Source organism: Streptomyces sp. NPDC001889 (assembly GCF_053594535.1).
In genome coordinates this window covers 49,493-72,549 of the sequence record NZ_JBSFER010000004.1, presented here as the reverse complement: position 1 = coordinate 72,549, position 23,057 = coordinate 49,493, and the positions used below count along the sequence as shown (strand labels likewise).

Here is a 23,057-nt window from a genome sequence, read left to right as displayed (position 1 = left end):
TATCCGGCGACCCCCCGCCCCGGCGCGCCCCCAATATCCGTCGACGTTGACGAAACATGCGTAACGCTGCATACTTATTCCATCATCGACTGCACCGTAAGGAGAATCCCGTGACCGAGCGCGTCGTACTCGCCTACTCAGGCGGTCTGGACACCTCTGTCGCCATCGGCTGGATCGCCGAGGAGACGGGCGCCGAGGTCATCGCCGTCGCTGTGGATGTCGGCCAGGGCGGCGAGGACCTGGATGTCATCCGCAAGCGCGCGCTCGCCTGCGGTGCCGTCGAGGCCGAGGTCGCCGACGCCAGGGACGAGTTCGCCGATGAGTACTGCCTCCCGGCGATCAAGGCCAACGCCCTGTACATGGACCGGTACCCGCTGGTCTCCGCGCTCTCCCGGCCCACGATCGTCAAGCACCTGGTCGCCGCCGCGAAGAAGCACAACGCCGGCATCGTCGCCCACGGCTGCACCGGCAAGGGCAACGACCAGGTCCGCTTCGAGGCCGGCATCTCCGCCCTCGGACCCGATCTGAAGTGCATCGCCCCGGTCCGGGACTACGCCATGACCCGCGACAAGGCCATCGCCTTCTGCGAGGAGAAGCAGCTCCCGATCGTCACCACCAAGAAGTCCCCGTACTCCATCGACCAGAACGTCTTCGGACGGGCCGTGGAGACCGGATTCCTGGAGGACATCTGGAACGCGCCGATCGAGGACGTCTACGAGTACACCTCCAACCCCGCCGAGCCGCGCGAGGCCGACGAGGTCGTCATCTCCTTCGAGGCGGGCGTCCCGGTCGCCATCGACGGCCGCCCCGTCACCGTCCTCCAGGCGATCCAGCAGCTCAACGAGCGGGCCGGCGCCCAGGGCATCGGCCGGATCGACATCGTCGAGGACCGGCTCGTGGGCATCAAGTCCCGTGAGGTGTACGAGGCCCCCGGCGCGATCGCGCTGATCACCGCCCACCAGGAGCTGGAGAACGTCACCGTCGAGCGCGAGCTGGCCCGCTACAAGCGGCAGGTCGAGCAGCGCTGGGGCGAGCTGGTCTACGACGGCCTCTGGTTCTCCCCGCTCAAGCGCGCTCTGGACGGCTTCATCAACGAGGCCAACCAGCATGTCACCGGTGACATCCGGATGACCCTGCACGGCGGCCGTGCCGTGGTCACCGGCCGCAGGTCGGACAAGTCGCTGTACGACTTCAACCTCGCCACCTACGACACCGGCGACACCTTCGACCAGTCCAAGGCGCAGGGCTTCATCGAGATCTTCGGCCTCTCCTCGAAGATCGCCGCCCGGCGCGACCTCGTCTGACCGCACGCCGCGCCGCGCACCACCGCCGCCCCCCTCCTCGTCGACGGGGCGGCGGCGGCCCGGTCCCGCCCGCCCGTGCACCGGTCCCGGCCCCGCACCCACCCCTCCGAGGAGATTCAGCAGTGAGCAGCAACAACGGTGATGTCCGGCTCTGGGGCGGACGGTTCGCCGACGGCCCCGCCGAGGCGCTGGCGGCGCTCTCCGCCTCCGTCCACTTCGACTGGCGCCTCGCGCCGTACGACATCGCCGGCTCACGCGCCCACGCCCGGGTCCTGCACACGGCGGGCCTGCTCGACGCGGACGAGCTGACCCGGATGATCGCCGGGCTCGATCTGCTGGAGGCCGATGTGGCCTCGGGCGACTTCGTGGGCACGGTGGCCGACGAGGACGTCCACACCGCCCTGGAGCGGGGCCTGCTGGAGCGCCTCGGCCCCGACCTCGGCGGCAAGCTGAGGGCCGGCCGCTCCCGCAACGACCAGGTCGCGACCCTCTTCCGGATGTACCTCCGCGACCACGCCCGGATCATCGGCGGTCTGATCGCGGATCTCCAGGACGCGCTGGTGGGCCTCGCCGAGGCACACCCGGACGTCGCCATGCCGGGCCGTACGCATCTCCAGCACGCCCAGCCCGTCCTCTTCGCCCACCATGTGCTCGCCCATGTCCAGTCGCTCTCCCGGGACGCGGAGCGGCTGCGCCAGTGGGACACCCGTACGGCGGTCTCGCCGTACGGCTCCGGGGCGCTGGCGGGCTCCTCGCTGGGGCTCGACCCCGTGGCGGTCGCCGCCGATCTGGGCTTCGAGCGCGGCTCGGCGGGCAACTCCATCGACGGCACCGCATCGCGGGACTTCGCCGCCGAGTTCGCCTTCATCACCGCGATGATCGGCGTCAACCTCTCCCGGATCGCGGAGGAGATCATCATCTGGAACACGAAGGAGTTCTCCTTCGTCACCCTCCACGACGCGTTCTCCACCGGCTCCTCGATCATGCCGCAGAAGAAGAACCCGGACATCGCCGAGCTGGCGCGCGGCAAGTCCGGCCGGCTCATCGGCAACCTCACGGGCCTGCTGGCGACGTTGAAGGCGCTCCCCCTCGCGTACAACCGCGACCTCCAGGAGGACAAGGAGCCGGTCTTCGACTCCTGCGACCAGCTGGAGGTGCTGCTGCCCGCCTTCACCGGGATGATGGCCACCCTCACCGTCCACCGGGAGCGGATGGAGGAGCTGGCCCCGGCCGGCTTCTCGCTCGCCACGGACATCGCGGAGTGGCTGGTGCGGCAGGGGGTGCCGTTCCGGGTCGCCCACGAGGTCGCCGGTGAGTGCGTCAAGGAGTGCGAGAGCCGGGGCGTGGAGCTGAACGGACTGACGGACGAGGAGTTCGCGAAGATCTCCCCGCATCTGACCCCGGAGGTCCGCTCGGTCCTCGACGTCCCCGGCGCGCTGGCCTCCCGCGACGGCCGGGGCGGTACGGCCCCGTCCGCCGTGCGGACCCAGCTCGCCGAGGTCAAGGCCGATCTGGTGATCCAGCACGCCTGGGCCGAGGCCAAGCGGTAGGGCCCGGCCCGCCCGGGGACCCCGTCCCGCCCGGACCCCGGGGGCTGGTGAGGATCACCAGGTCGCTGGTCGCCCTGGTCATCGCGACATAGCGGTCCACCGCCCCCTCCACACCCTCGCCGAACGCCTCCGGGTCGACGAGGACGACCAGATCGAATTCCAGCCCCTTCGACAGCTCCGGGGTCAGCGACCGGACGCGGGGTGTCGCCCGGAAGGCGGGATCGCCGATGACACAGGCGGTCCCGTCGGCGTGCGCGGCGAGCCAGGAGTCGAGGACCGGGCCGAGCTCGGCGGTGGAGCCGTGGAGGACGGGGACGTGGCCGCTCCGGACGGAGACCGGCACATTGGCGTCCGGGAGCACGGCACGGATCATCGGCTCGGCCTCCGCCATGATCTCCTCCGGCGTCCGGTAGTTGACGCTCAGGGAGGCCAGGCGGACCCGGTCGACGCCGATCCGTTCGAGCCGCTCCCGCCAGGACTCCGTGAACCCGCGCCGGGCCTGGGCGCGGTCGCCGACGATGGTCAGGCTCCGGGACGGGCAGCGCAGCAGCAGCATCTGCCACTCCGCGTCGGTCAGCTCCTGGGCCTCGTCCACGACGATGTGCGCGAACGGCCCGGCGAGCCGATCCGGTCGGCGGCCCGCGAACGCGCTCTCGTCGACCAGACTGTTTCTGAGGTCCTCCCCGCGCAGCATGGTCACCACGCCCTCGCCGTCGTCGTCGGCGGCCAGCAGGGCGTCGACGACCCGGGTCATGTGCGCGCGTTCGGCGGCGACGGCGGCGGTGTGCCGGCGCTCGCGCCGCGCCGCCTCCGGGTCGCCGAGGCGCTGCCGCGCCGCGTCCAGGAGCGGCAGGTCGGAGACGGTCCACGCCCGGGGGGCCGGGCGCTGGAGCCGTGCCACCTCGTCCGGGGTGAGCCAGGGGGCGCACACGCGCAGATACGCGGGTACGGACCACAGGTCCCCGACCAGGTCGGCCGCCTCGATCAGCGGCCACGCGCGGCCGAAGGCCGTGAGCAGCTCCCGGTTCCGGCGCAGTGACGCGCGGAGCTGCTCGTCGGGGACGTCGCCGTCGTGCAGGTCCACCAGGATCGTGAGCAGCTCCTCCCAGACCTGCTCGCGCGCCTCGTTGTGCGGGGTGCCGGGGTCCGCGGCCCCGAACGCCGCGGCCCAGTCGTCGGCGCCCAGCGGGATGTCGGACCAGGGGGTGGTGACCGTCATGCCCTGGGCGGGCGGCTCCTCGTGGAAGCGGACGGCCGCCTCGATCGCCCCGACCAGGCGGGCGGAGGACTTCAGCCCGGCCACCTCCGGGTCGGTCTCGGCCACCGCCCCGGCTCCCTCGGCGACGAGGTCCCGCAGGGTGCAGATCTGTACGCCCTCCTCCCCGAGGCTGGGCAGGACATCGGAGACATACCCCAGGTAGGGCTCGTGCGGGCCGACGAACAGGACGCCGCCCCGGCGGTGCGCGAGACGCGGGTCCGCGTGCAGCAGATAGGCGGCGCGGTGCAGGGCGACGACGGTCTTCCCGGTGCCGGGGCCGCCGTCGACGACGAGGGCACCCCGGGAGCCCGCGCGGATGACGGCGTCCTGGTCGGCCTGGATGGTGCCGAGCACATCGCGCATCCGCGCCGAACGGTCGCCGCCGAGACTGGCGATGAAGGCGGACTGGTCGTCGAGCGCGGCGTGCCCGGCGAACCCGTCCCGGGTGAACACCTCGTCCCAGTAGTCACCGACCCGGCCGCCGCTCCAGCGGTACCGGCGACGGCTCGCGAGCCCCATCGGATGGGCGTGGGTGGCCCCGAAGAACGGCTCGGCGGCGGGTGAGCGCCAGTCGAGCAGCAGCCGGCGGCCCGTGCTGTCGGTGAGTCCGAGCCGTCCGATGTACACGGGGTCGCCGCCGTCGGCGCCTACCATGCGCCCGAGACAGAGGTCCAGCCCGAAGCGGCGCAGGGTCCGCAGCCGCGCGGTCAGCCGGTGCACCTCCATGTCCCGGTCCATCGCCTGCCGGCCGATGCCACCGGGTGCCCGGCGCTCGGTGTCGAGACGGTCGGAGAGATCGGCGACCGAGTGCGCGAGGCACTCCGCGATGGCCGCGAAGTGCTGCTCATCGCCGGCGATCAGCGCGGGGTCGGCTTTGGCGGCGAGGCGGTCGGGAAGGTCGAACGCGCTGGTGGGGAGGGGTTTCAACGGCGTGGCTCCGATCTGGGGGCCATCGGCGCCCCCGGCTTCGATCGGCGATTCTGGGCCATACCCGGGGCCTTGCGGCAAGCCCCCCGGTGCGCTATAAGTTGGCTATGGCCAGGAGAGTCAGCTCTCCCGGCCTTTTCTTCTGCCCCGACACCCTGCCGAGCGCTGCCCCGACGCCCCGCCGAGCGGCCCGGGCGCGCGGGCCGCGGCTCCGTCGTGCGGCTCCGTCGTGCGGCTCCGTCATGCGGCCCCGGAGGGCACGGCGCGGATATTCAATGAGACATTCGTGTCTCAATCTGCATATGATTGTCTCATGACTGTCGACCGTGAGCAGGTGCTGAGAAAGGCCGCCGCCCTGCTCTCCCGCAAGGCCACCGCCACCATGGACGAGGTCGCCCGGGCCGCGGGTATCGGGCGGGCCACGCTGCACCGGCACTTCGCCGGCCGGGACGCGCTGGTGCGGGCGCTGGAGGACTTCGGGCTGACGGAGTTCGAGACCGCCGTCGAGGCGGCCCGGCTCCATGAGGGCAGCGCCACCGAGGCGCTGCGGCGGCTCGTCGCGGCATCCGAGTCCGCCTCCGGGCTGCTCTCGTTCCTCATCACCGAGAACCAGCTCTTCGAGGGCGCGGAGATGAACGAGGGCTGGAACCGGATCGACGACCGGATCGCCGCCCTCTTCCTGCGCGGCCAGGAAGAGGGGGACTTCCGGATCGACCTCACCGCCACCTGGCTCACGGACGCCCTCTACGGGCTGATCACCTCGGCCGCCTGGGCCGTCCAGTCCGGCCGGGTGGCCGCCAAGGACTACGAAACGATGATCGCCGAGCTGGTGCTCGGCGGCTGCACACGACGGAGCGTGAAGCAATGACCGGCACCGACCTGAAGGCGCAGGAGACCGTCCGCGCGCCGGGCCGCTGGCTGGCGCTCGCCGTTCTGGTGTTCGCCGTGCTGCTGGTCGCGGTCGACGCCACCGTACTGGGTCTCGCGACCCCGTACCTGAGCGAGGACCTCAAGCCCTCCGGCACCCAGCTGCTGTGGATCGGTGACGTCTACTCCTTCGTCATCGCCGGTCTGCTGATCTCCATGGGCAGCCTCGGCGACCGCATCGGCCGCAAGAAGCTGCTGCTCGTCGGCGCCGTGGCGTTCGGCGCCGTCTCGGTGCTCAACGCCTACGCCACCAGCCCCGAGGCGATGATCGTGGCGCGCGCCCTGCTCGGTGTCGCCGGCGCCACCCTGATGCCGTCCACGCTCGCCCTGATCCGCAACCTCTTCCACGACCCCAAGGAACGCAGCATCGCCGTCGGCATCTGGGGCGCCGCGGCCTCCGCCGGCGCCGCCGTGGGCCCCGTGGTCGGCGGGGTGCTCCTGGAGCACTTCTGGTGGGGCTCGGTCTTCCTGATCAACCTGCCGGTCATGGCCGTGCTGGTCGTCGTCGGCATCAAGCTGCTCCCCGAGTCGCGCAACCCCGACCCGGGCCCCTGGGACCTGATAAGCGTCGCGCTCTCGCTGATCGGCATGGTCTCCGTGGTCTACGCGATCAAGGAGCTGGCCGTGCACGGCGCCGGTCTCGGTGTCGCCGCGTCCGCCGTCATCGGCATCGGCGCCCTCGTCTGGTTCGTCCGCCGGCAGTTGACGCTGCCGTCACCGCTGCTGAACGTCCGGCTCTTCCACAACCGGGGCTTCTCCGGCGCTGTCCTGGCGGATCTGCTGACCATTCTGGGCCTCTCCGGGCTGGTCTTCTTCCTCTCGCAGTTCCTCCAGCTCGTCCAGGGCCGCTCGCCGCTGGAGGCCGGTCTGATCGAACTCCCCGCCGCCGTCGGCGCCGTGATCTCGGGTCTGCTGGCCGGTTATCTCGCCCGCCGGGCCTCGGTGCGCAGCGCCGTCTCCGGCGGACTGACGGCCGTCGGCCTCGCGCTCGGCTCCTGTGTGCTGCTGACCGCCGACACCGCCCCCCTGGCCATGGGGCTCGCGCTCTTCCTCGGCGGCCTCGGCGCGGGGCTCGCCTTCACGGTGACGGCCGATGTCATCCTCTCCAGCGTCCCCAAGGAGCAGGCCGGCGCGGCGTCCGCGGTCTCCGAGACCGCGTACGAACTGGGCGCGGCGCTCGGTATCGCCCTGCTCGGCTCGGTGGTCACCGGTGTCTACCGGGGCTTCACCGTCCCCGAGGGCGTCCCCGCCGGGACCGCCGACGCGGCCAGGGACTCCCTCGGCGGCGCCGCCGACGCGGCGCAGTCGCTGCCCCCGGAGCAGGGCACGGCGCTGCTCTCCTCCGCGCAGGGCGCGTTCGCGGACGGGTTCCACCTGGCCGGTGCCGTCGGCTCGGCGGTTCTGCTGCTCACCGCCGTCGCCGCCTGGTTCCTGCTGAAGGGCCAGCGCCTGGAGGACGGCATCGAGCACCCCTGAGCGCGGATACGACGCAGGGCCGGACCCCGAATCGGGGTCCGGCCCTGCGTCATGACCGCGCTCAGGCGGCCTTGGCCTTGGTGGCGTACATGTCCACGTACTCCTGGCCGGAGAGCCGCATGACCTCCGTCATCACCGAGTCCGTGACCGCCCGCAGCACATAGCGGTCGCGGTCCATCCCCTCGTACCGCGAGAACTCCATCGGCGCGCCGAAGCGCAGCGTCACCCGGCCCGGGCGCGGCAGCCCCGATCCGCCGGGCTGGAGCTTGTCCGTGCCGATCACCGCGAACGGCACCACGGGCGCGCCGGTCATCAGGGTGAGCCGGGCGATGCCGGTACGGCCCCGGTAGAGCCGTCCGTCGGGGGAGCGGGTGCCCTCGGGGTAGATGCCGAAGACCCGGCCCTCCTCCAGCACCCGGCGCCCCGTCATCAGGGCCGCCACTCCGCCGTTCGCGCCGTCCCGGTCCACCGGGATCATGCCGACACCGATGAAGAACCACGCCATCGCCCGGCCCTTGAGGCCCTTCCCGGTGACGTACTCGTCCTTGCCGATGAAGTACACCGGGCGGGAGCAGACCAACGGCATGATCATCGAGTCGATGAAGGTGAGGTGGTTCCCGGCCAGAATGACGGGGCCGGAGCCCGGGATGTTCTCCACGCCTTCCACACGGGGGCGGAACATCAGCCGCAGAAACGGTCCTAGGACGGCCTTGATGACAGTCAAGCGGGACAACGGGTCCTCCGGTGTCATGGACGGACGGTGGCGTGGCCGGCCCGGGTCCGGGCAGGTGAGGACGATACTCGCGGATCATGCCCGACCGCACATCGGGTTCACGAACCGGATACGAAGCGTTGACACCTCTTTGCGCCACGTTCTCCCAGGGTCTTCCCGGTGGAAGCCCGCCCTCCCTAGCGTCGGGGACTGCCTGACAGGTGCGGGACATCACACGGAGGAGCCTCGATGACACAGGGCGCGACCAGCGGCACGGACCACGGCGGTGGCCACGGCACGGACCGGGGGAGGGGTACGGGTCCGGGGCGGCGGACGCTGCTCGGCGCGGCGGTCCTCGGCGGCGCCGCACTCGGGGCCGGCGGCGCGGCGGCGGCCCCGGCCGCCGCGGCCGGACGGCACCCCGGCCGCCCCGGCTCCCACCGGGACCTGCCCGTCCCCACGGTGATCGCGCACCGGGGCGCCAGCGGCTACCGCCCCGAGCACACCATCGGCGCCTATCAGCTCGCCCTCGACATGGGCGCCGACGTCATCGAACAGGATCTCGTGCCCACCCGGGACGGCCATCTGGTGTGCCGTCACGAGAACGACATCACCGGCACCACCGATGTCGCCGAGCACCCGGAGTTCGCCGCCCGCAGAACCACCAAGAAGGTCGACGGCACCACCCTCACCGGCTGGTTCACCGAGGATTTCACCCTCGCCGAGCTGAAGACCCTCCGCACCCGGGAGCGGATCGCGCGCAACCGCCCCAAGAACACCCTCTACAACGACCGCTGGACCATCCCCACCTTCGACGAGGTGCTGCGCTGGGCCGAGCGGGAGGGCCGCCGCCGGGGCCGTCCGGTCTGGCTCCACGCCGAGACCAAGCACCCCACCTACTTCCGGGGGCTCGGGCTCGGCCTGGAGGAGCCGCTCGCCCGGCTGCTGCGCCGCCACGGCCGCCACCGCGCCGGCTCGCCGGTCTTCCTCCAGTCGTTCGAGCCGGGCAGCATGCGCCGGATGGCCCGGCTCGTCTCCTCGCCGAGGGTGGTGCTGCTCTCCGCCGCCGGCGACCGGCCCTGGGACTTCGTCGAATCGGGGGACCCGCGCACGGTCGCCGACCTCATCACCCCCGAGGGGCTGAGGTGGATCGCCTCCTTCGCCCAGGGCATCGGCCCCACCCTGGACCTCGTCATCCCCCGGCGCGCGGACGGCACCCTCGGCAGTGCGACGACGCTGGTGCGCGACGCCCACCGCAGGGATCTGATCGTCCATCCGTACACCCTGCGCAACGAGAACAGCTTTCTGCCCGCCGACTTCCGGCGCGACCACGGCCTCGATCCGGCCGTCGCCGCCAATGAGTACGGCGATGTGTTCGGCGCCTACCGGCGGTACTTCGCGACCGGGATCGATGGCATCTTCACCGACCACCCGGACACGGGTCTGCTGGCCGCCGCCGACTTCCGCGGCTGACCGCCGTGCCGGTCACGGCCCCCGCACGGCCCGGCGCCGGGAGGTGTCACCCGTCCGGAGGGCCGTGACCCCTCCGGGTGGTTTCGGGGGCCGCACCCGCACACCGGGAGCGTGGATGCGGTTGCCGGCTGCGATGTTGCCCCTGAATCGCCCCACTTACCGCGAAATCACAGGAGAGTTGGGTATCTCACAGAGAAGTCTGGGGCCCAACCGTTCCCGTTGCCTGGGATGCCTGCGCAGAATGCTCCCGGCAGAGGTTGCAGCTCCTGAACATGGGGGAATGGAGCGGTAGACAACCGGAGAGAACAGGTGAGCGGGAGGCATGCGCGCATGGGCATGAGCGTGACCATCTCAGCGGCGACGGCACAGGATGTGGAGCACATCCTCAAGCTGCAGTATCTGTGCTACCAGAGCGAGGCTGAGCTCTACGGCGACTATGCGATCGAGCCCCTCACCCAGTCACTCGACGATCTGCGCGCCGAGATCTCCGGCGGCCACGCGCTGGTCGCCCGCCTCGGCGACGAGGTGGTCGCCTCCGTGCGCGGCCGGGTCGACGAGCACGGCATCGCCCATATCTCCAAGCTGATCGTCCACCCCCGGATGCAGCGTCACGGCCTGGGCGGGCGGCTGCTCGACGCGATCGAGGACAGCTTCGCGGCCGAGCCGGCGCCCCAGCGGTTCCAGCTCTTCACCGGTCACCGCAGCGAGGGCAATCTCCGTCTCTACCGCAGCCGGGGGTACGTCCCGGTCGCCCGGGAGGAGGTCGGCCCGAGGCTCACCCTGGTCACCCTGGAGAAGGGCGCGGCCGGTATCGGGGCCTTCGTCACCAGCGCCTGAGCCGGCCCGCTCAGTTCTTCCGGGTGCCGCTCCCGGGGGCCGCGCCACGGGCGCGGCGCAGCCAGAGCATTCCGGTGACCGGCAGGAGGACGGGGATGAAGAGATAGCCCATGCCGTACTCCGACCACACCGTGGAGTCGGGGAAGGCGGCCGGGTCCAGCACCGTCCACGTACCGACGATCAGCACCCCGGCCAGCTCGGCGGCGCAGCACACCAGCGCCGCCCTGCGGGCCCTCTCGCCGCCGCGCACCAGGGTGTAGGTGATGAAGGCGTACACGACGGCGGCGACGGCGGAGAGCGAGTGCGCGAGCGGGGCGGTGTCGAAACGGACGGCGATCTCATAGGCCGAACGCGACACCGCCCCGACCGACATCACCGAGTACAGCCACACCAGCAGCAGGCCGGGGCCCGCGACCAGCCTGGTCCGCGCCCCGTCCTCGGTGTCCTTCTCCCCGGTGGTGGGCTCGGGCATGGTCAGCCTCCCCAGATGTCGTGGAGCCGGACCTGGAGCACCGCGAGCACCACGGCCCCGGCGGCCACGGTCGCCGAACCCCAGCGGGTCCGCTCCGCCAGCGAGAGGAAGCCGGCGGCCGGGACCGCGGCGAACGCGCCGATCAGATAGACGACGAAGATCGTCGCGCCCTCGTGGGCCTCCGCGCCGCCCGCCAGCCGGACGATGCCCACCACCAGCTGCGCCAGCGCCAGCAGGGACACCACGGCCATGCCGATGAAGTGCCAGTCCTTGGTCGGCTGGTCGCGGAATGCGGCGAGACCGCACCAGGCGGCGAGGGCGAGCGCGGTCACGGAGACCGCGACCGTCAGGGCGTCGAGCATGCCCCCGAGAGTATTACGCCCCTTCTCCCGCGCCCGCCCCCACCCCGTCCCCCACCTGTCCCGGCACTCCCGGGAAACCCAGAGGCAGCCCTGGGGAATTCCGAGGACAGGACCCCGCACCACGGGGTAGCCCGAGCAAATTCAGCCCGTCTGGGGGTACCTCCCAGAGGCAGCTCTGGGGGAGTTCGAGGACGGACCCCGCACCCCGGGCAGCCCGAGCAATCCCAGCCCGTCCGGCAATCCCAGCCCGTCCGGCGTTTGAGGACGGACCCTGTGCCACAGGGCCCCGCATCCTGCGGGCCACGGTCGGGGGCCAGCCCCCGAACCCCCGCTCCTCAATCGCCGGAGGGGCTGAGGGGTGCTCCTCGGTCGCCGGAGGGGCTGAGGGGTGCTGCTCGGTCGCCGGAGGGGCTGGGTGGTGCTGCTCGGTCGTCGGCGGGGCTGAGGGGTGCGGCTCAATCGCCGGAGGGGCTGAGGGGTGCGGCTCGGTCGCCGGAGGGGCTGAGGGGTGCGGCTCAATCGCCGGAGGGGCTGAGGGGTGCGGCTCGGTCGCCGGAGGGGCTGGGTGGTGCTGCTCAGCCGCCGGCAGGGCTGAGGGTGGCGCGACCGCGCCATGGGTGCGGCCCGTGGCCTTGACCACAGCACCACCACCCCACCACCCCCCCGACCCACCCCGAAAACCTCACATCAGCCCAGGTCAGCACCCCCTCCCCCCAGCCCACCGCCCCGCACCCCCCGCGTCCGCATGACAGATCGAAGCTGTCCGCTATGCGGACAACCCCCTTCCCCCGCCGACCCCATCTGCTTTACTTGCCGACATGACCACGACGAGCAGCCGCACCCTTGCGACCGAGGCGATCACCACGCCCGGTGCTCGTTGTATGTGTCGAATGTGCGCCTTCTGAGGGCCCCTGCCTGTACCTCGCGCCCCGAAGTGAGACCGCGCCGCCGAGCGTGCCGCTGACCGCGGCCCGCCGTCGCCCCGCGCACGCGCCGAACCGACCGAACCCCGACCGGATGCCCTCCCAGGCGCCCCGGCCCCCGGACGTGCCGCGCTCCCACCAGAAAACCCGGAAGACGAACGCCCCGTGCCCGGCGAGGACGCTCGCCCCGCACTCGACAGTGACGGACATCCCAGTGATCACCACAACGGGCCTCACCAAGGTCTACCGCTCGCGAGGACGCGAGGTCACCGCCCTGGACGGCGTGGACCTCCATGTCAGAGAGGGCGAGGTGTACGGCGTCATCGGCCAGAGCGGCGCCGGAAAGTCCTCGCTCATCCGCTGCGTCAACCTCCTGGAGCGCCCCACCTCCGGCACCGTGACCGTGGACGGCCAGGACCTCACCGCACTCGCCGGGCGCGGACCGCGCGCGGGCAAGCAGCTGCGTGAGGCCCGCAGCCGCATCGGCATGGTCTTCCAGCACTTCAATCTGCTCTCCTCCCGCACCGTGCGGGAGAACGTCGAGCTGCCGCTGGAGATCCTCGGCCACTCCGGGAGCGACCGTTCCCGCAAGGCCCTGGAACTCCTCGACCTGGTCGGGCTCTCCGACAAGGCCAAGGCGTACCCCAGCCAGCTCTCCGGCGGCCAGAAGCAGCGCGTCGGTATCGCCCGCGCGCTCGCCGGGGACCCCAAGGTCCTCCTCTCCGACGAGGCGACCAGCGCACTCGACCCGGAGACCACCCGCTCCATCCTCCAGCTGCTGCGCGACCTCAACCGGCGCCTCGGGCTGACCGTTCTGCTCATCACCCATGAGATGGACGTCGTCAAGACGGTCTGCGACTCCGCCGCCCTGATGGAGGGCGGACGGATCATCGAGTCCGGCACCGTCAGCGAGCTGCTGGCCACCCCCGGCTCGGAGCTGGCCGCCGCGCTCTTCCCGGTGAGCGGCGACGCCTCCGGCGACGACCGCACGGTCGTGGACGTCACCTTCCACGGCGACGCCGCCACCCAGCCGGTGATCTCCCAGCTCTCCCGTACCTACAACATCGACATCTCGATCCTGGGTGCCGCGATGGACACCGTCGGCGGCCTCCAGGTCGGCCGGATGCGGATCGAGCTGCCCGGCCGCTTCGAGGAGAACGTCGTCCCGATCGGGTTCCTGCGCGAGCGGGGCCTCCAGGTCGAGGTCGCCGACACGGTGACCCCGCCCCCGGCCGCCGCCGCTCCCGCGGCCCCCGCCCCCGCCGCCACCTCCACCGTTGCCAAGGAAGGTGCCAAGTGACCTGGTCGGAGATGCAGCCGCTGCTGGAGCAGGCCTGTTGGGACACGCTCTACATGGTCGGCTGGTCCGGTGTCATCGCCGTGGTCGGAGGGCTCCCCCTGGGTATCCTCCTCGTCCTCACCGACCGGGGCGGGCTGCTGGGCAACCCCCTGGTCAACAAGGTGACCGGTCAGCTCGTCAACATCACCCGGTCGATGCCGTTCATCATCCTCATGGTCGCCCTGCTCCCCTTCACCAAGGCGATCACCGGCACCACCATCGGCCGCGAGGGCGCGATCGTGCCGCTCGCGATCGGCGCCATACCGTTCTTCGCCCGGCTGGTCGAGACCGCCGTGCGCGAGGTGGACGGCGGGCTCGTCGAGGCCGTGCAGTCGATGGGCGGCAGCACCTGGACCGTCGTCCGGAAGGTACTCGTCCCCGAGTCGCTGCCCTCGCTGATCGCGGGCGCCACCACCACCGTCGTGGCCCTGATCGGCTACTCGGCGATGGCGGGCACCGTCGGCGCCGGCGGACTCGGTGACATCGCCACCCGCTACGGCTACATGCGCTTCGAGACCGAGCTGATGTGGATCACGGTGGCGATCCTCGCCGTCGTCATCTCCGTCATCCAGTTCGCCGGCGACTGGGCCGCCCTGAGCCTGCACCGCCGCGGGCGCGGCGGCTCGGCCCCCCGGCTGCGGCTCCTCCGGGCCCGCACAAAGGACCTTCCGCAGCCGAGGACCGCCCTGGACAGCGCCGAGGCCACCGCCGTCGGCCTGCCGTACCCCCGCTCCGACTCGGAGCGCGCCAAGTCCCTCTGAACCAGCCCCACCCGGGGCGCACCACCGCACCACTCATGGAGAAAGGCACTTTTCGTGCGTAACACCGCCAAGATCACCACCGCTGTCCTCGCCGCCGGAGCCCTCACCCTCGGCCTCTCGGCCTGCGGCTCCGACTCCGGCTCCGACTCGAAGGACTCCGCGCTCATCGTCGCCGCCACGTCCGTCCCGCACGCCGAGATCCTCGGCTACGTCAAGGACAACCTGGCCGCGAAGGAGGACCTCAAGCTGGAGGTCAAGGAGTTCACCGAATACGTGACGCCCAACACGGCGACCCAGAGCGGCGAGGTGGGTGCGAACTTCTTCCAGCACAAGCCGTACCTCGACGACTTCAACAAGAAGAACGGCACGACCATCGTGCCCGTGACCACCGTGCACCTGGAGCCGCTGGGCCTCTACTCCAACAAGGCCGACAAGCTCGCCGACCTCAAGGACGGCGCCACGGTCGCCGTGCCCAACGACACCACCAACGAGGCCCGCGCCCTCAAGCTGCTGGAGGAGAACGGCCTCATCGAGCTGAAGGCCGGCGCGGGCAACGAGGCCACGCCCAAGGACATCGTCAAGAACCCGAAGAAGCTCACCTTCAAGGAGCTGGAGGCGGCCCAGGTGCCGCGCGCCCTCGACGAGGTCGACGCCGCGGTCATCAACGGCAACTACGCCGTCGAGGCGAAGCTCAGCCCCAAGAAGCACTCCCTCGTGCTCGAATCCGCGACGGACAACCCGTACGGCAACTTCCTCGCCGTGAAGAAGGGGAACGAGAAGGACGAGCGGGTCGTGAAGCTCGGCAAGCTGCTCAACTCGCCCGAGGTGAAGAAGTTCATCGAGGACGAGTACGACGGCTCGGTCATCGCCGCCTTCTGAGCCCCGCTCCCGGCACACTCCACCGCCGGGGCCCCGCCCGCCCCACCGGGTGCGCGGGGCCCCCGGCTCCGGGACACCCCGGGCCCCAAGCGCGGGACCCTGTGGTGCGGTTCGCCCGGCCCATGCTGCATGCTGGGTTTTTCGGCAGGCCCCTGGTTACGGAGCGGCGCATGACTTCCACCTTCCCGGACGTGTCCATCAGCACGGAGCGGTTGGTGCTGCGCCCCTTCGAGGAGTCCGACATCCCGGCGTACACCGAGATGATGAACGACGACCAGGTCACCTCCTGGACCACCGCGCCCCATCCGTACATCAACGCCCACGCCCGCGACTGGGTCCGCAGGCTCGCCCCCGCCGAACGGCTCAGCGGCCGGGGCATCGCCCTGGCCGTCACCGAGTTCCTCACCCAGCGGCTGGTCGGCACCGTGAGCCTCACCCACACCAACTGGCGCACCCGTGCCACCGAGGCCGCCTATGTCACCGCGCCGTGGGCACGCGGCGAGGGGTACGCCACCGAATCGCTGCTCGCCACCGCCAAGTGGCTCTTCCGCGATCAGCGCTTCGAGCGGCTGGAGCTGCGCACCGCCGCCGGCAACACCGCGGGCCAGCAGGTGGCGCAGAAGACCGGCGCGATCAGCGAGGGAGTGCTGCGCAACGCCTGGATAGCGCGGACCCAGACGGCCGACGGCGGATGGGCCCGGATTCGCACCGATCTGATCGTCTGGAGTCTGCTGCCCGAGGATCTGGAGGGCGGCACGGAGGAGATGGCGGAGTTCGGCTACTCCTCCTTCACCGAACTGCGCTGAACCCTCCTGGGCTGAACCCCCACCGGGCCGCACCGGTCCGTGCCGACCGGCCCGGCCGCACCGTCCCGTCCCCCACACTGCACCGCACCGCACCGCCTCCGCGCCCCCGCGACCGCACCACCCCGCCCGGCCCCTCCCGCCCGGGAACCCGCCGCCCGCGAGGGCCCGGACCGACCGGAAGCCGGCGGTCCACTGGCGCCGGCCGGTCCGAACTGATTCAGTGGGGCCCCACGCCGGGTACCCTCACCCTGGCCGCGTCCGCCGGCCCTCCACCCCACCTGCGACAACACCAGGGAGACTGACGACGATGGCCGACCGCGTCACGGTGATCGGCTGGGACGGCTCGCCCCTCACCGCCGCGGCCACCTCCGCACTCTCCGCCGCGACGCTCGTCGCCGGAGCGGCCCACCATCTCGCTCTCCCCGAAGTGCCCGGGAGCGCCGAGCGCATCCGCCTCGGCAGCGTCGATCTCGCCGCCCGCCGGATCGCCGGCCACCGGGGCACCGCCGTCGTCCTCGCCGACGGGGACCCCGGCTTCTTCGGAGTCGTCCGCACGCTGCGCGCCCCGGAGCACGGCCTGGAGGTCGAGGTCGTCCCCGCCGTCTCCTCGGTGGCCACCGCCTTCGCCCGCGCCGGCATGCCCTGGGACGACGCCCAGGTCGTCGTGGCCCACCCCCGCACCCTGCGCCGCGCCGTCAATGTCTGCCGCGCCCACCCCAAGGTCGCCGTCCTCACCTCCCCGGGCGCGGGCCCCGCCGAGCTGGCCCTGCTGCTCGAAGGCGTCCACCGCACCTTCGTCATCTGCGAGGAACTGGGCACAAGCCGCGAGCAGATCTCCGTCCTCACCTCGGACAAGGCCGCCGACCACGTCTGGCGCGACCCCAATGTGGTGATCGTCATCGGCGGCCAGGCCGGCCCGGCGGCGACCGCGGGCGGAGGCTGGATCGCCGGCCGCGCCACCGGCACCCCGCCCGGGGTACGCGGCTGGGCACTGCCCTCCCGGGCCCCCGGCTCCCCGGCGCCCGGCGAGGGCGAGTCGGAGCCCCTGCGCGCCGTCCAACTGGCCCGCCTCGGGCCCCGTACCGGCGATCTGGTCTGGGACATCGGCTCCGGCAGCGGCGCCTTCGCCGCCGACGCGGCCCGCTTCGGCGCCGCCGTGCTCGCCGTCGACGCCGACCTGGAGGCCTGCGCCCGCACCGACGCCACCGCCCGCCGCGCGGGTGTGCAGATCCAGGTGGTCCACGGAAGCGCCCCCCATGTACTGGAGCGGCTGCCCGAACCCGATGTGGTACGGATCGGGGGCGGGGGAGCCACCGTGGTCACCGCCTGCACGGACCGCCGCCCCGAACGCATCGTCGCCCACGCCTCCACCCGTGACGAGGCGGAGGCGATCGGCGCCGCGCTCTCCGGCGGCGGCTACACCGTCGAATGCGCGCTGCTCCAGAGCGTGGAGCTCGATCCGGGGGGCTGGGAGGAGCGCGAGCGGTCCGTTGTCTTCCTGCTCTCCGGGAGGCAGCCGGAGCGCGCCCCGTGACCCCGTCTGTCGGTGGCGCCAGGTAGGCTGACCGACCGTTGTACCGCACCCCGGCCGTTGTCGCCTCGTTCGCCGACACCGGGGAGAACCGGAAAGTCAGTGTCGCTTTGGCTCCGGTATGTGGTACGTCGTAGCCGGGGCCGCGCAGCGTGGCGCAGCCCACAGCGGACCATGGCGGATCTCCCTGTCGTGGCCGTGAACGGCCGCGAGAATGCTTGGAGTCCGTGGGGCGATCGTGCCGCGTGGCGCACGCGCTCGTTCTAGTCGACGGGCGCCCGCCCGCGCCACGGCCTGCCGTCGGGGGCGATGGGCGAAGGATTCACAAACGATGGGCGAGGGGTACGCATGACTGACACCGGCCAGATCCCGGGCGACGGGCAGCCGGGGAACGCAGGCGTGGTGGAGCAGCAGCAGCCGGGCATGCCCGGCCCTGACGCGTACACCTTCCTGGACCCCTCGCCGCAAGCCCCCGAAGAGGACGATCTGCTGCTGATGCCGAGCGCGCAGGGGGCGTGGAGCGACCCCCAGATCGTGCCGCCCGTCCCGCAGCCGGCGCAGCCGCTTCCGCGGCCCTTGCCCCAGCAGCCGGACCCGCAGTCGCAGCCGCAGGCCGTGGCGCAGGAGTTCCCGCCGCGGCCCGAGCCCGTGGCGCCGGACACGGTCCCCGCGCCGGAGCTGGCCGCGCCGACCGATCTGGGGGCTCCGGAGCACGCGGCGGCGGCACCAGGGATACCGCCCGTCGCGGACGCCGCGGCGGCCGGGCAGCCCGCGCCGGCTGCCGCCCCGCCGGTCTCCGCGACCGCCGAGGAGCAGCCCGGCGCCGAGGCGCCGGTGCAGACGCCGGCCGCGCCCGAGGCCCCGGTGGAGCAGCCCGCCGCCGTGTTCCCGCCGACGTCCTCGACTCCGACCCCGCCGCCGGCCAGGCGCCCGCTGCACATGGGCCCGCCGCTGCCCGACACCTCGGGCGGAGTGGTGCGTTCCCTCGCGGACCGGGGTCCGGCGGGCGCACCGCCGCACCCGCTGACCGTGCCGAGCGTCCCCGGCCCCGAGTACCTCGACACCCCGCGCGAGGAGCCGGTGAGCGCCCTGCCGGTGCAGCCCGCGGTGGAGATCCCGCCCCAGGCCGGCGCCCCGTGGGACAGCCTGCCGCCGCAGCAGCCCGAGCCGGCCGCGCCCGAGGCCCCGGTGCGGGCCGAGCCGGTGGAGGCTCCGGTGGAGCCGGTTGTCGCCGAGACGCCCGAGCCCGGGCAGCCCGAGGCGGAGGCACCGGCACCCGAGCCGGCGCCGGAGCCTGTCGAGGCCGTGGAGCCCGCGGCGGAGCTGCCGGCCGAGGTGGCTGCTGCTCCCGAGGCCCCGGAGGCCCCCGAAGCCCCCGGGAGCCCCGAGCCCGCACCGGTCGCCGGGGTGGCCGCCGAGCAGGCCGAGCCGCCCGTGGCCGAGCCCGCGCCGGTCGCGGAGGTTCCCGAGCCCGGGCTTGAGGCCGACCCCGAGGCCGTTGAGGTTCCCCCGGCCCCGGAGGCTCCCGAAGCCGCCGAGGTGGCCGAGGTCCCCGAGGTCGTGGAAGCGACGGAGCAGCCCGAGCCGGTACAGACCGTCGAGACCACGGAGGTCACGGAGACCACGGAGGTCACGGAGACCACGGAGGTCACGGAGGCCGTCGACACCGTCCAGGCCGTCGCGATCGCTGAGGCGGTTGAGACCGTCCAGCCGGTGGTCGCGGAGCAGCCCGCCCCCGCCCCCGTACCGGTGATGGAACCCGCGCCCGCGTCCGAGCCGCCCGCCGCCGAGCCGGCGCCCGCCCCCGCTCAGGTGGTGGCGCCGGAACCGGCCCCCGTGCCCGCGGCCGTCGTCGAGCCGGCACCGGCCCCCGTGCCCGTGGCCGTCGTCGAGCCGGCACCGGCCCCCGTGCCCGTGGCCGTCGTCGAGCCCGAGCCCGAGCCCGAGCCGGAGCCGGAGCAGGCACCCGAGCCGCAGCAGGAGCCCGTCCCCGCGCCGGAATCCGCCCCCGTCTCCACGCCCGAGCCCGTCTCCGCGCCCGAGCCCGCCCCGGTCGCCGCCCCCGCCCCGCCCCCCGTCCCCGACCCGGTCGCGGCGGCCCCCGCCCGGAGCGCGCCCGCGCCCGGGTACGACGACGCCGAGCGCGAGGCCGTGCTCCGGGTGATGCGTGAGCGCCGGGACATCCGCAACGGCTTCCGCAGCGACCCCATCCCGCACGAGATCCTGCTGCGGGTCCTGGAAGCCGCCCACACGGCACCGAGCGTCGGCCACTCGCAGCCCTGGGACTTCGTCGTCATCCGCTCCGCCGAGACCCGGCGGACGATGCACGAGCTCGCCCAGCGCCAGCGCGACGCCTACGCGAAGTCGCTGCCGAAGGGCCGGGCGAAGCAGTTCAAGGAACTGAAGATCGAGGCGATCCTCGAAACCCCGGTCAATATCGTCGTCACCGCCGACCCGACGCGGGGCGGCCGGCACACCCTGGGCCGGCACAGCCAGCCGCAGATGGCGCCCTACTCCTCCGCCCTCGCGGTCGAGAACCTCTGGCTCGCCGCCCGTGCCGAGGGCCTGGGCGTGGGCTGGGTGAGCTTCTTCGACGAGCGCGAGATGGTCCGTGCGCTGGGGCTGCCCGAGCACCTCGAAGTCGTGGCGTATCTGTGCGTCGGTTACGTCGACGAGTTCCCCGAGGACCCCGAGCTGATGCAGTCGGGCTGGTCCAAGCGCCGCCCGCTGTCCTGGGTCGTCCACGAGGAGACCTACGGCCGCCGCGCGCTGCCCGGTGAGGAGCCGCACGACCTCCTCAAGGAGACGGTCGCCAACATCCGCCCGCTGGACGCCAAGGCGCTCGGCGAGGCGTGGGAGCGGCAGAAGCGGATGACCAAGCCGGCCGGGGCACTGGGCATGCTGGAGATCATCTCCGCACAGCTCAGCGGGCTCTCCCGGATGTGCCCGCCGCCGATCCCGGAGCCCGCGGCCGTGGCGATCTTCGCCGGGGACCACGGGGTGCACGCCCAGGGCGTCACGGCGTGGCCCCAGGAGGTCACCGCCCAGATGGTGGCGAACTTCCTCGGCGGGGGCGCGGTGTGCAACGCCTTCGCCAACCAGGTCGGGGCGGAGGTCTGCGTCATCGATGTCGGCGTCGCCGCCGACCTCCCGCCCGGCCCCGGACTGCTTCCGCGCAAGGTCCGCGCGGGCACGGCCGACTTCACCACGGGCCCGGCGCTGAGCCGGGAGGAGGCGCTCCAGGCGATCGAGGTCGGCATCGAGACCGCGCGCGATCTGGTGGCCGCCGGGAACAAGGCCCTGCTCACCGGGGAGATGGGGATCGCGAACACCACGGTGTCGTCGGCGTTGATCTCCGTGTACACGGGGATCGACCCCGGGGAGATCACCGGGCGGGGCACCGGGATCAACGACGAGATGCACGCCCGCAAGGTCGATGTGGTCCGCCGGGCGCTGGAGCTCCACGCGCCGGACCCGGCCGACCCGGTCGGCGTCCTGGCCGCGATCGGCGGGCTGGAGCACGCGGCGATGGTCGGGCTGATCCTGGGCGGCGCGTCACTGCGCACGCCGGTGCTGCTGGACGGGGTCTCGGCGGGCGCGGCGGCACTGGTGGCGCGGGCGATCGCCCCGGAGGCACTGGCGGCGTGCATCGCGGGGCACCGCAGCGCGGAGCCGGGGCATGTGGCGGCCCTGAACAAGCTGGGGCTGCGGCCGCTGGTGGATCTGGATCTGAGGCTGGGGGAGGGGACGGGGGCGCTGCTGGCGCTGCCGGTGGTGCAGAGTGCCGCGCGGGCGATGCACGAGGTGGCGACGTTCGACTCGGCCGGCGTCACCGAGAAGTAGCCCTCCGGGCCGGAGAGCCCGGGAGTCCTCCGGCCCGTCGGGCGTCGAGGGCGGCCCCCGGGCCACGGGCGCCCGGGTGCCTGCGGGACGGCGGCCGGCCCCCGGGCAGCCGCGCGGGCATCCGAGGTGCGGGGAGCCCGACCGGTTCAGGGTCCTCGCGCACAGGGTCCGTCCTCGAACTCCCCCGGAGCCGCCGCTGGGAGGTGCCCCCGGACGGGCTGGGTTTTCCCGCTCTGTCCGTGGACGCCGGACGGGCCGGGTTTCTCGCGCGGGCTCGGGATTCCCCGGGCTGTGGCAGGGGGCCGCAGGGTGGCCCCTCGGGAGGGGTGGGCGCGGGCGCACCGTAAAGTTGGAGGCGGCCGAGAGGGCCGGTTTCACCTGCCGCTTCGTCGGCGCAGCGCACCCCGAGGAGCCCCACCCCCATGGTCGATCACCCCGCCTACCCCGTAGGTCTCCGCCTCTCCGGGCGCCGCGTCGTCGTCATCGGCGGGGGACAGGTCGCCCAGCGCAGGCTCCCCGCCCTGATCGCCGCGGGCGCGGACATCGTCCTGGTGTCGCCGTCCGCCACCCCCTCCGTGGAGGCGATGGCCACCGGCGGCGAGATCCGCTGGGAGCGCCGCCGCTACACCCGGGGCGACCTCGAAGGCGCCTGGTACGTCCTCATCGCCACCACCGACGCGGACGCCAACACCCGCGCCTCCGCCGAGGCCGAGCAGGCCCGCGTCTGGTGCGTGCGTTCCGACGACGCCGACGCCGCCACCGCGTGGACCCCGGCGAGCGGGCGCTCCGAGGGCGTCACCGTCGCCGTTCTCACCGCGGGCCCGGACGGCCGCGACCCCCGCAGGGCCGCCGCCGTCCGTGACGCCATCGTGGAGGGCCTGCACAACGGCACGATCGCCGCCCCCCACCACCGTACGAGAACCACGGGCGTCGCCCTCGTCGGCGGCGGACCCGGCGACCCCGACCTGATCACGGTCCGGGGCCGCCGTCTCCTCGCCGAGGCGGATGTGGTGATCGCGGACCGGCTCGGCCCCCGCGACCTCCTCGCGGAGCTGCCCCCGCACGTCGAGGTGATCGACGCCGCCAAGATCCCGTACGGCCGCTTCATGGCCCAGGAGGCCATCAACGCCGCCCTGATCGAGCACGCGAAGGCCGGCAAGGCGGTCGTCCGGCTCAAGGGCGGCGACCCCTTCGTCTTCGGCCGGGGCATGGAGGAGGCCGAGGCGCTCGCCGAGGCCGGTATCCCCTGCACCGTCGTCCCCGGCATCTCCAGCTCCATCAGCGTGCCCGCGGCGGTCGGCATCCCGGTCACCCACCGCGGCGTCGCCCATGAGTTCACCGTCGTCAGCGGCCATGTCGCCCCGGACGACGACCGCTCCCTCGTCGACTGGCCCGCGCTGGCCCGGCTGCGCGGCACGCTGGTCGTGCTGATGGGCGTCGACAAGATCGGCGCCATCGCCCGGACCCTGGTGGCGAACGGGCGCGCCCCGCACACCCCGGTCGCGCTGATCCAGGAGGGCACCACCGCCGCCCAGCGGCGGGTGGACGCGACGCTCGCGACGGTCGCCGACACGGTCGTCGCCGAGGAGGTGCGCCCCCCGGCGGTCATCGTCATCGGCGAGGTCGTCACCGTCGGCCGCCCGGCCACCGGCTGACCCCGGCCCCCGCCCCGCTCCC

Annotated in this window: 17 protein-coding genes and 1 pseudogene; 14 read left to right on the top strand and 4 right to left on the bottom strand. The window is 73.0% G+C overall.

The window, feature by feature from the left end; translation table 11 throughout:
- The first annotated feature begins 110 nt into the window (after positions 1-110).
- Both ACWCRA_RS05555 and argH read left to right on the top strand, forming a co-directional pair.
- A complete protein-coding gene (locus ACWCRA_RS05555) occupies positions 111-1,304 on the top strand; it encodes an argininosuccinate synthase (protein WP_351557837.1) in 1,194 nt (397 codons plus the stop codon).
- Positions 1,305-1,426: 122 nt separating this feature from the next.
- Positions 1,427-2,854, top strand: coding sequence for an argininosuccinate lyase (gene argH, locus ACWCRA_RS05550; protein WP_351557835.1), 1,428 nt, complete (start codon positions 1,427-1,429; stop codon positions 2,852-2,854).
- Here argH and helR read toward each other — a convergent pair.
- Complete coding sequence (helR, locus tag ACWCRA_RS05545; RefSeq protein ID WP_451066895.1) at positions 2,805-5,039, bottom strand: RNA polymerase recycling motor ATPase HelR; 2,235 nt, start codon at positions 5,037-5,039, stop codon at positions 2,805-2,807. The two genes, argH and helR, sit on opposite strands and share 50 nt — an antisense overlap.
- A gap of 313 nt (positions 5,040-5,352) precedes the next feature.
- Between helR and ACWCRA_RS05540 the strand changes: the two genes are divergently transcribed.
- Together ACWCRA_RS05540 and ACWCRA_RS05535 are read left to right on the top strand one after the other, a co-directional pair.
- A complete protein-coding gene (locus ACWCRA_RS05540; RefSeq protein ID WP_351557831.1) occupies positions 5,353-5,907 on the top strand; it encodes a TetR/AcrR family transcriptional regulator in 555 nt (184 codons plus the stop codon).
- Positions 5,904-7,442: an MFS transporter gene (locus tag ACWCRA_RS05535; RefSeq protein WP_351557829.1), complete on the top strand. Its 1,539-nt coding sequence runs from the start codon at positions 5,904-5,906 to the stop codon at positions 7,440-7,442. The genes ACWCRA_RS05540 and ACWCRA_RS05535 overlap by 4 nt, the downstream gene beginning before the upstream one ends.
- 61 nt (positions 7,443-7,503) lie before the next feature.
- Here the strand turns inward: ACWCRA_RS05535 and ACWCRA_RS05530 are convergent, their stop codons facing one another.
- Positions 7,504-8,193: a lysophospholipid acyltransferase family protein gene (locus tag ACWCRA_RS05530; RefSeq protein WP_351557827.1), complete on the bottom strand. Its 690-nt coding sequence runs from the start codon at positions 8,191-8,193 to the stop codon at positions 7,504-7,506.
- A gap of 210 nt (positions 8,194-8,403) precedes the next feature.
- On the opposite strand from ACWCRA_RS05530, the gene ACWCRA_RS05525 reads away from it, so the two are divergent.
- From ACWCRA_RS05525 to ACWCRA_RS05515, 3 genes and pseudogenes are all read left to right on the top strand, one after another.
- Positions 8,404-9,627, top strand: coding sequence for a glycerophosphodiester phosphodiesterase (locus tag ACWCRA_RS05525; protein ID WP_351557825.1), 1,224 nt, complete (start codon positions 8,404-8,406; stop codon positions 9,625-9,627).
- Positions 9,628-9,724: 97 nt separating this feature from the next.
- Positions 9,725-9,919, top strand: a pseudogene (locus ACWCRA_RS05520) (sigma-70 family RNA polymerase sigma factor); the annotation flags it as partial.
- A gap of 38 nt (positions 9,920-9,957) precedes the next feature.
- The gene (locus tag ACWCRA_RS05515) at positions 9,958-10,464 is read left to right on the top strand and encodes a GNAT family N-acetyltransferase (protein ID WP_351557823.1); all 507 of its coding nucleotides are present in this window, start codon (positions 9,958-9,960) and stop codon (positions 10,462-10,464) included.
- 10 nt (positions 10,465-10,474) lie between these two features.
- Here the strand turns inward: ACWCRA_RS05515 and ACWCRA_RS05510 are convergent, their stop codons facing one another.
- Both ACWCRA_RS05510 and ACWCRA_RS05505 read right to left on the bottom strand, forming a co-directional pair.
- Entirely contained in the window at positions 10,475-10,936 is a 462-nt protein-coding gene (locus ACWCRA_RS05510; RefSeq protein WP_351557821.1) for a hypothetical protein, read from the bottom strand.
- Between the two features lie 2 nt (positions 10,937-10,938).
- Positions 10,939-11,298, bottom strand: a complete 360-nt coding sequence (locus ACWCRA_RS05505) for a hypothetical protein (protein WP_351557819.1) — start codon at positions 11,296-11,298, stop codon at positions 10,939-10,941.
- Between the two features lie 1,137 nt (positions 11,299-12,435).
- Here ACWCRA_RS05505 and ACWCRA_RS05500 point away from each other — a divergent pair.
- The 7 genes from ACWCRA_RS05500 (at position 12,436) to cobA (ending at position 23,035) form a co-directional block, all read left to right on the top strand.
- Positions 12,436-13,521 carry a methionine ABC transporter ATP-binding protein gene (locus tag ACWCRA_RS05500; protein WP_351557025.1) on the top strand — a complete coding sequence of 362 codons (1,086 nt, stop codon included), beginning with the start codon at positions 12,436-12,438 and terminating at the stop codon, positions 13,519-13,521.
- Positions 13,518-14,321, top strand: a complete 804-nt coding sequence (locus ACWCRA_RS05495; RefSeq protein WP_351557022.1) for a methionine ABC transporter permease — start codon at positions 13,518-13,520, stop codon at positions 14,319-14,321. The genes ACWCRA_RS05500 and ACWCRA_RS05495 overlap by 4 nt, the downstream gene beginning before the upstream one ends.
- Before the next feature lie 54 nt (positions 14,322-14,375).
- Entirely contained in the window at positions 14,376-15,200 is an 825-nt protein-coding gene (locus tag ACWCRA_RS05490) for a MetQ/NlpA family ABC transporter substrate-binding protein (RefSeq protein WP_451066894.1), read from the top strand.
- Between the two features lie 170 nt (positions 15,201-15,370).
- A complete protein-coding gene (locus ACWCRA_RS05485; protein ID WP_351557016.1) occupies positions 15,371-16,006 on the top strand; it encodes a GNAT family N-acetyltransferase in 636 nt (211 codons plus the stop codon).
- 307 nt (positions 16,007-16,313) lie between these two features.
- Positions 16,314-17,540 (top strand): precorrin-6y C5,15-methyltransferase (decarboxylating) subunit CbiE, encoded by a 1,227-nt coding sequence (cbiE, locus tag ACWCRA_RS05480; RefSeq protein WP_351557013.1) that lies wholly within the window; start codon positions 16,314-16,316, stop codon positions 17,538-17,540.
- Positions 17,541-17,885: 345 nt separating this feature from the next.
- The gene (cobT, locus tag ACWCRA_RS05475; RefSeq protein WP_451066893.1) at positions 17,886-21,380 is read left to right on the top strand and encodes a nicotinate-nucleotide--dimethylbenzimidazole phosphoribosyltransferase; all 3,495 of its coding nucleotides are present in this window, start codon (positions 17,886-17,888) and stop codon (positions 21,378-21,380) included.
- A gap of 422 nt (positions 21,381-21,802) precedes the next feature.
- Complete coding sequence (gene cobA / locus ACWCRA_RS05470) at positions 21,803-23,035, top strand: uroporphyrinogen-III C-methyltransferase (protein ID WP_451066892.1); 1,233 nt, start codon at positions 21,803-21,805, stop codon at positions 23,033-23,035.
- The last annotated feature ends 22 nt before the right edge of the window (positions 23,036-23,057 follow it).

Coding starts and splice junctions, on each gene's coding strand:
- cobT (WP_451066893.1), top strand. CDS start 17,886: ATGACTGACACCGGCCAGATCCCGGGCGACGGGCAGCCGGGGAACGCA.
- cbiE (WP_351557013.1), top strand. CDS start 16,314: ATGGCCGACCGCGTCACGGTGATCGGCTGGGACGGCTCGCCCCTCACC.
- ACWCRA_RS05525 (WP_351557825.1), top strand. CDS start 8,404: ATGACACAGGGCGCGACCAGCGGCACGGACCACGGCGGTGGCCACGGC.
- ACWCRA_RS05510 (WP_351557821.1), bottom strand. CDS start 10,936: ATGCCCGAGCCCACCACCGGGGAGAAGGACACCGAGGACGGGGCGCGG.
- cobA (WP_451066892.1), top strand. CDS start 21,803: ATGGTCGATCACCCCGCCTACCCCGTAGGTCTCCGCCTCTCCGGGCGC.
- ACWCRA_RS05530 (WP_351557827.1), bottom strand. CDS start 8,193: ATGACACCGGAGGACCCGTTGTCCCGCTTGACTGTCATCAAGGCCGTC.
- ACWCRA_RS05540 (WP_351557831.1), top strand. CDS start 5,353: ATGACTGTCGACCGTGAGCAGGTGCTGAGAAAGGCCGCCGCCCTGCTC.
- ACWCRA_RS05535 (WP_351557829.1), top strand. CDS start 5,904: ATGACCGGCACCGACCTGAAGGCGCAGGAGACCGTCCGCGCGCCGGGC.
- ACWCRA_RS05515 (WP_351557823.1), top strand. CDS start 9,958: ATGGGCATGAGCGTGACCATCTCAGCGGCGACGGCACAGGATGTGGAG.
- ACWCRA_RS05505 (WP_351557819.1), bottom strand. CDS start 11,298: ATGCTCGACGCCCTGACGGTCGCGGTCTCCGTGACCGCGCTCGCCCTC.
- ACWCRA_RS05485 (WP_351557016.1), top strand. CDS start 15,371: ATGACTTCCACCTTCCCGGACGTGTCCATCAGCACGGAGCGGTTGGTG.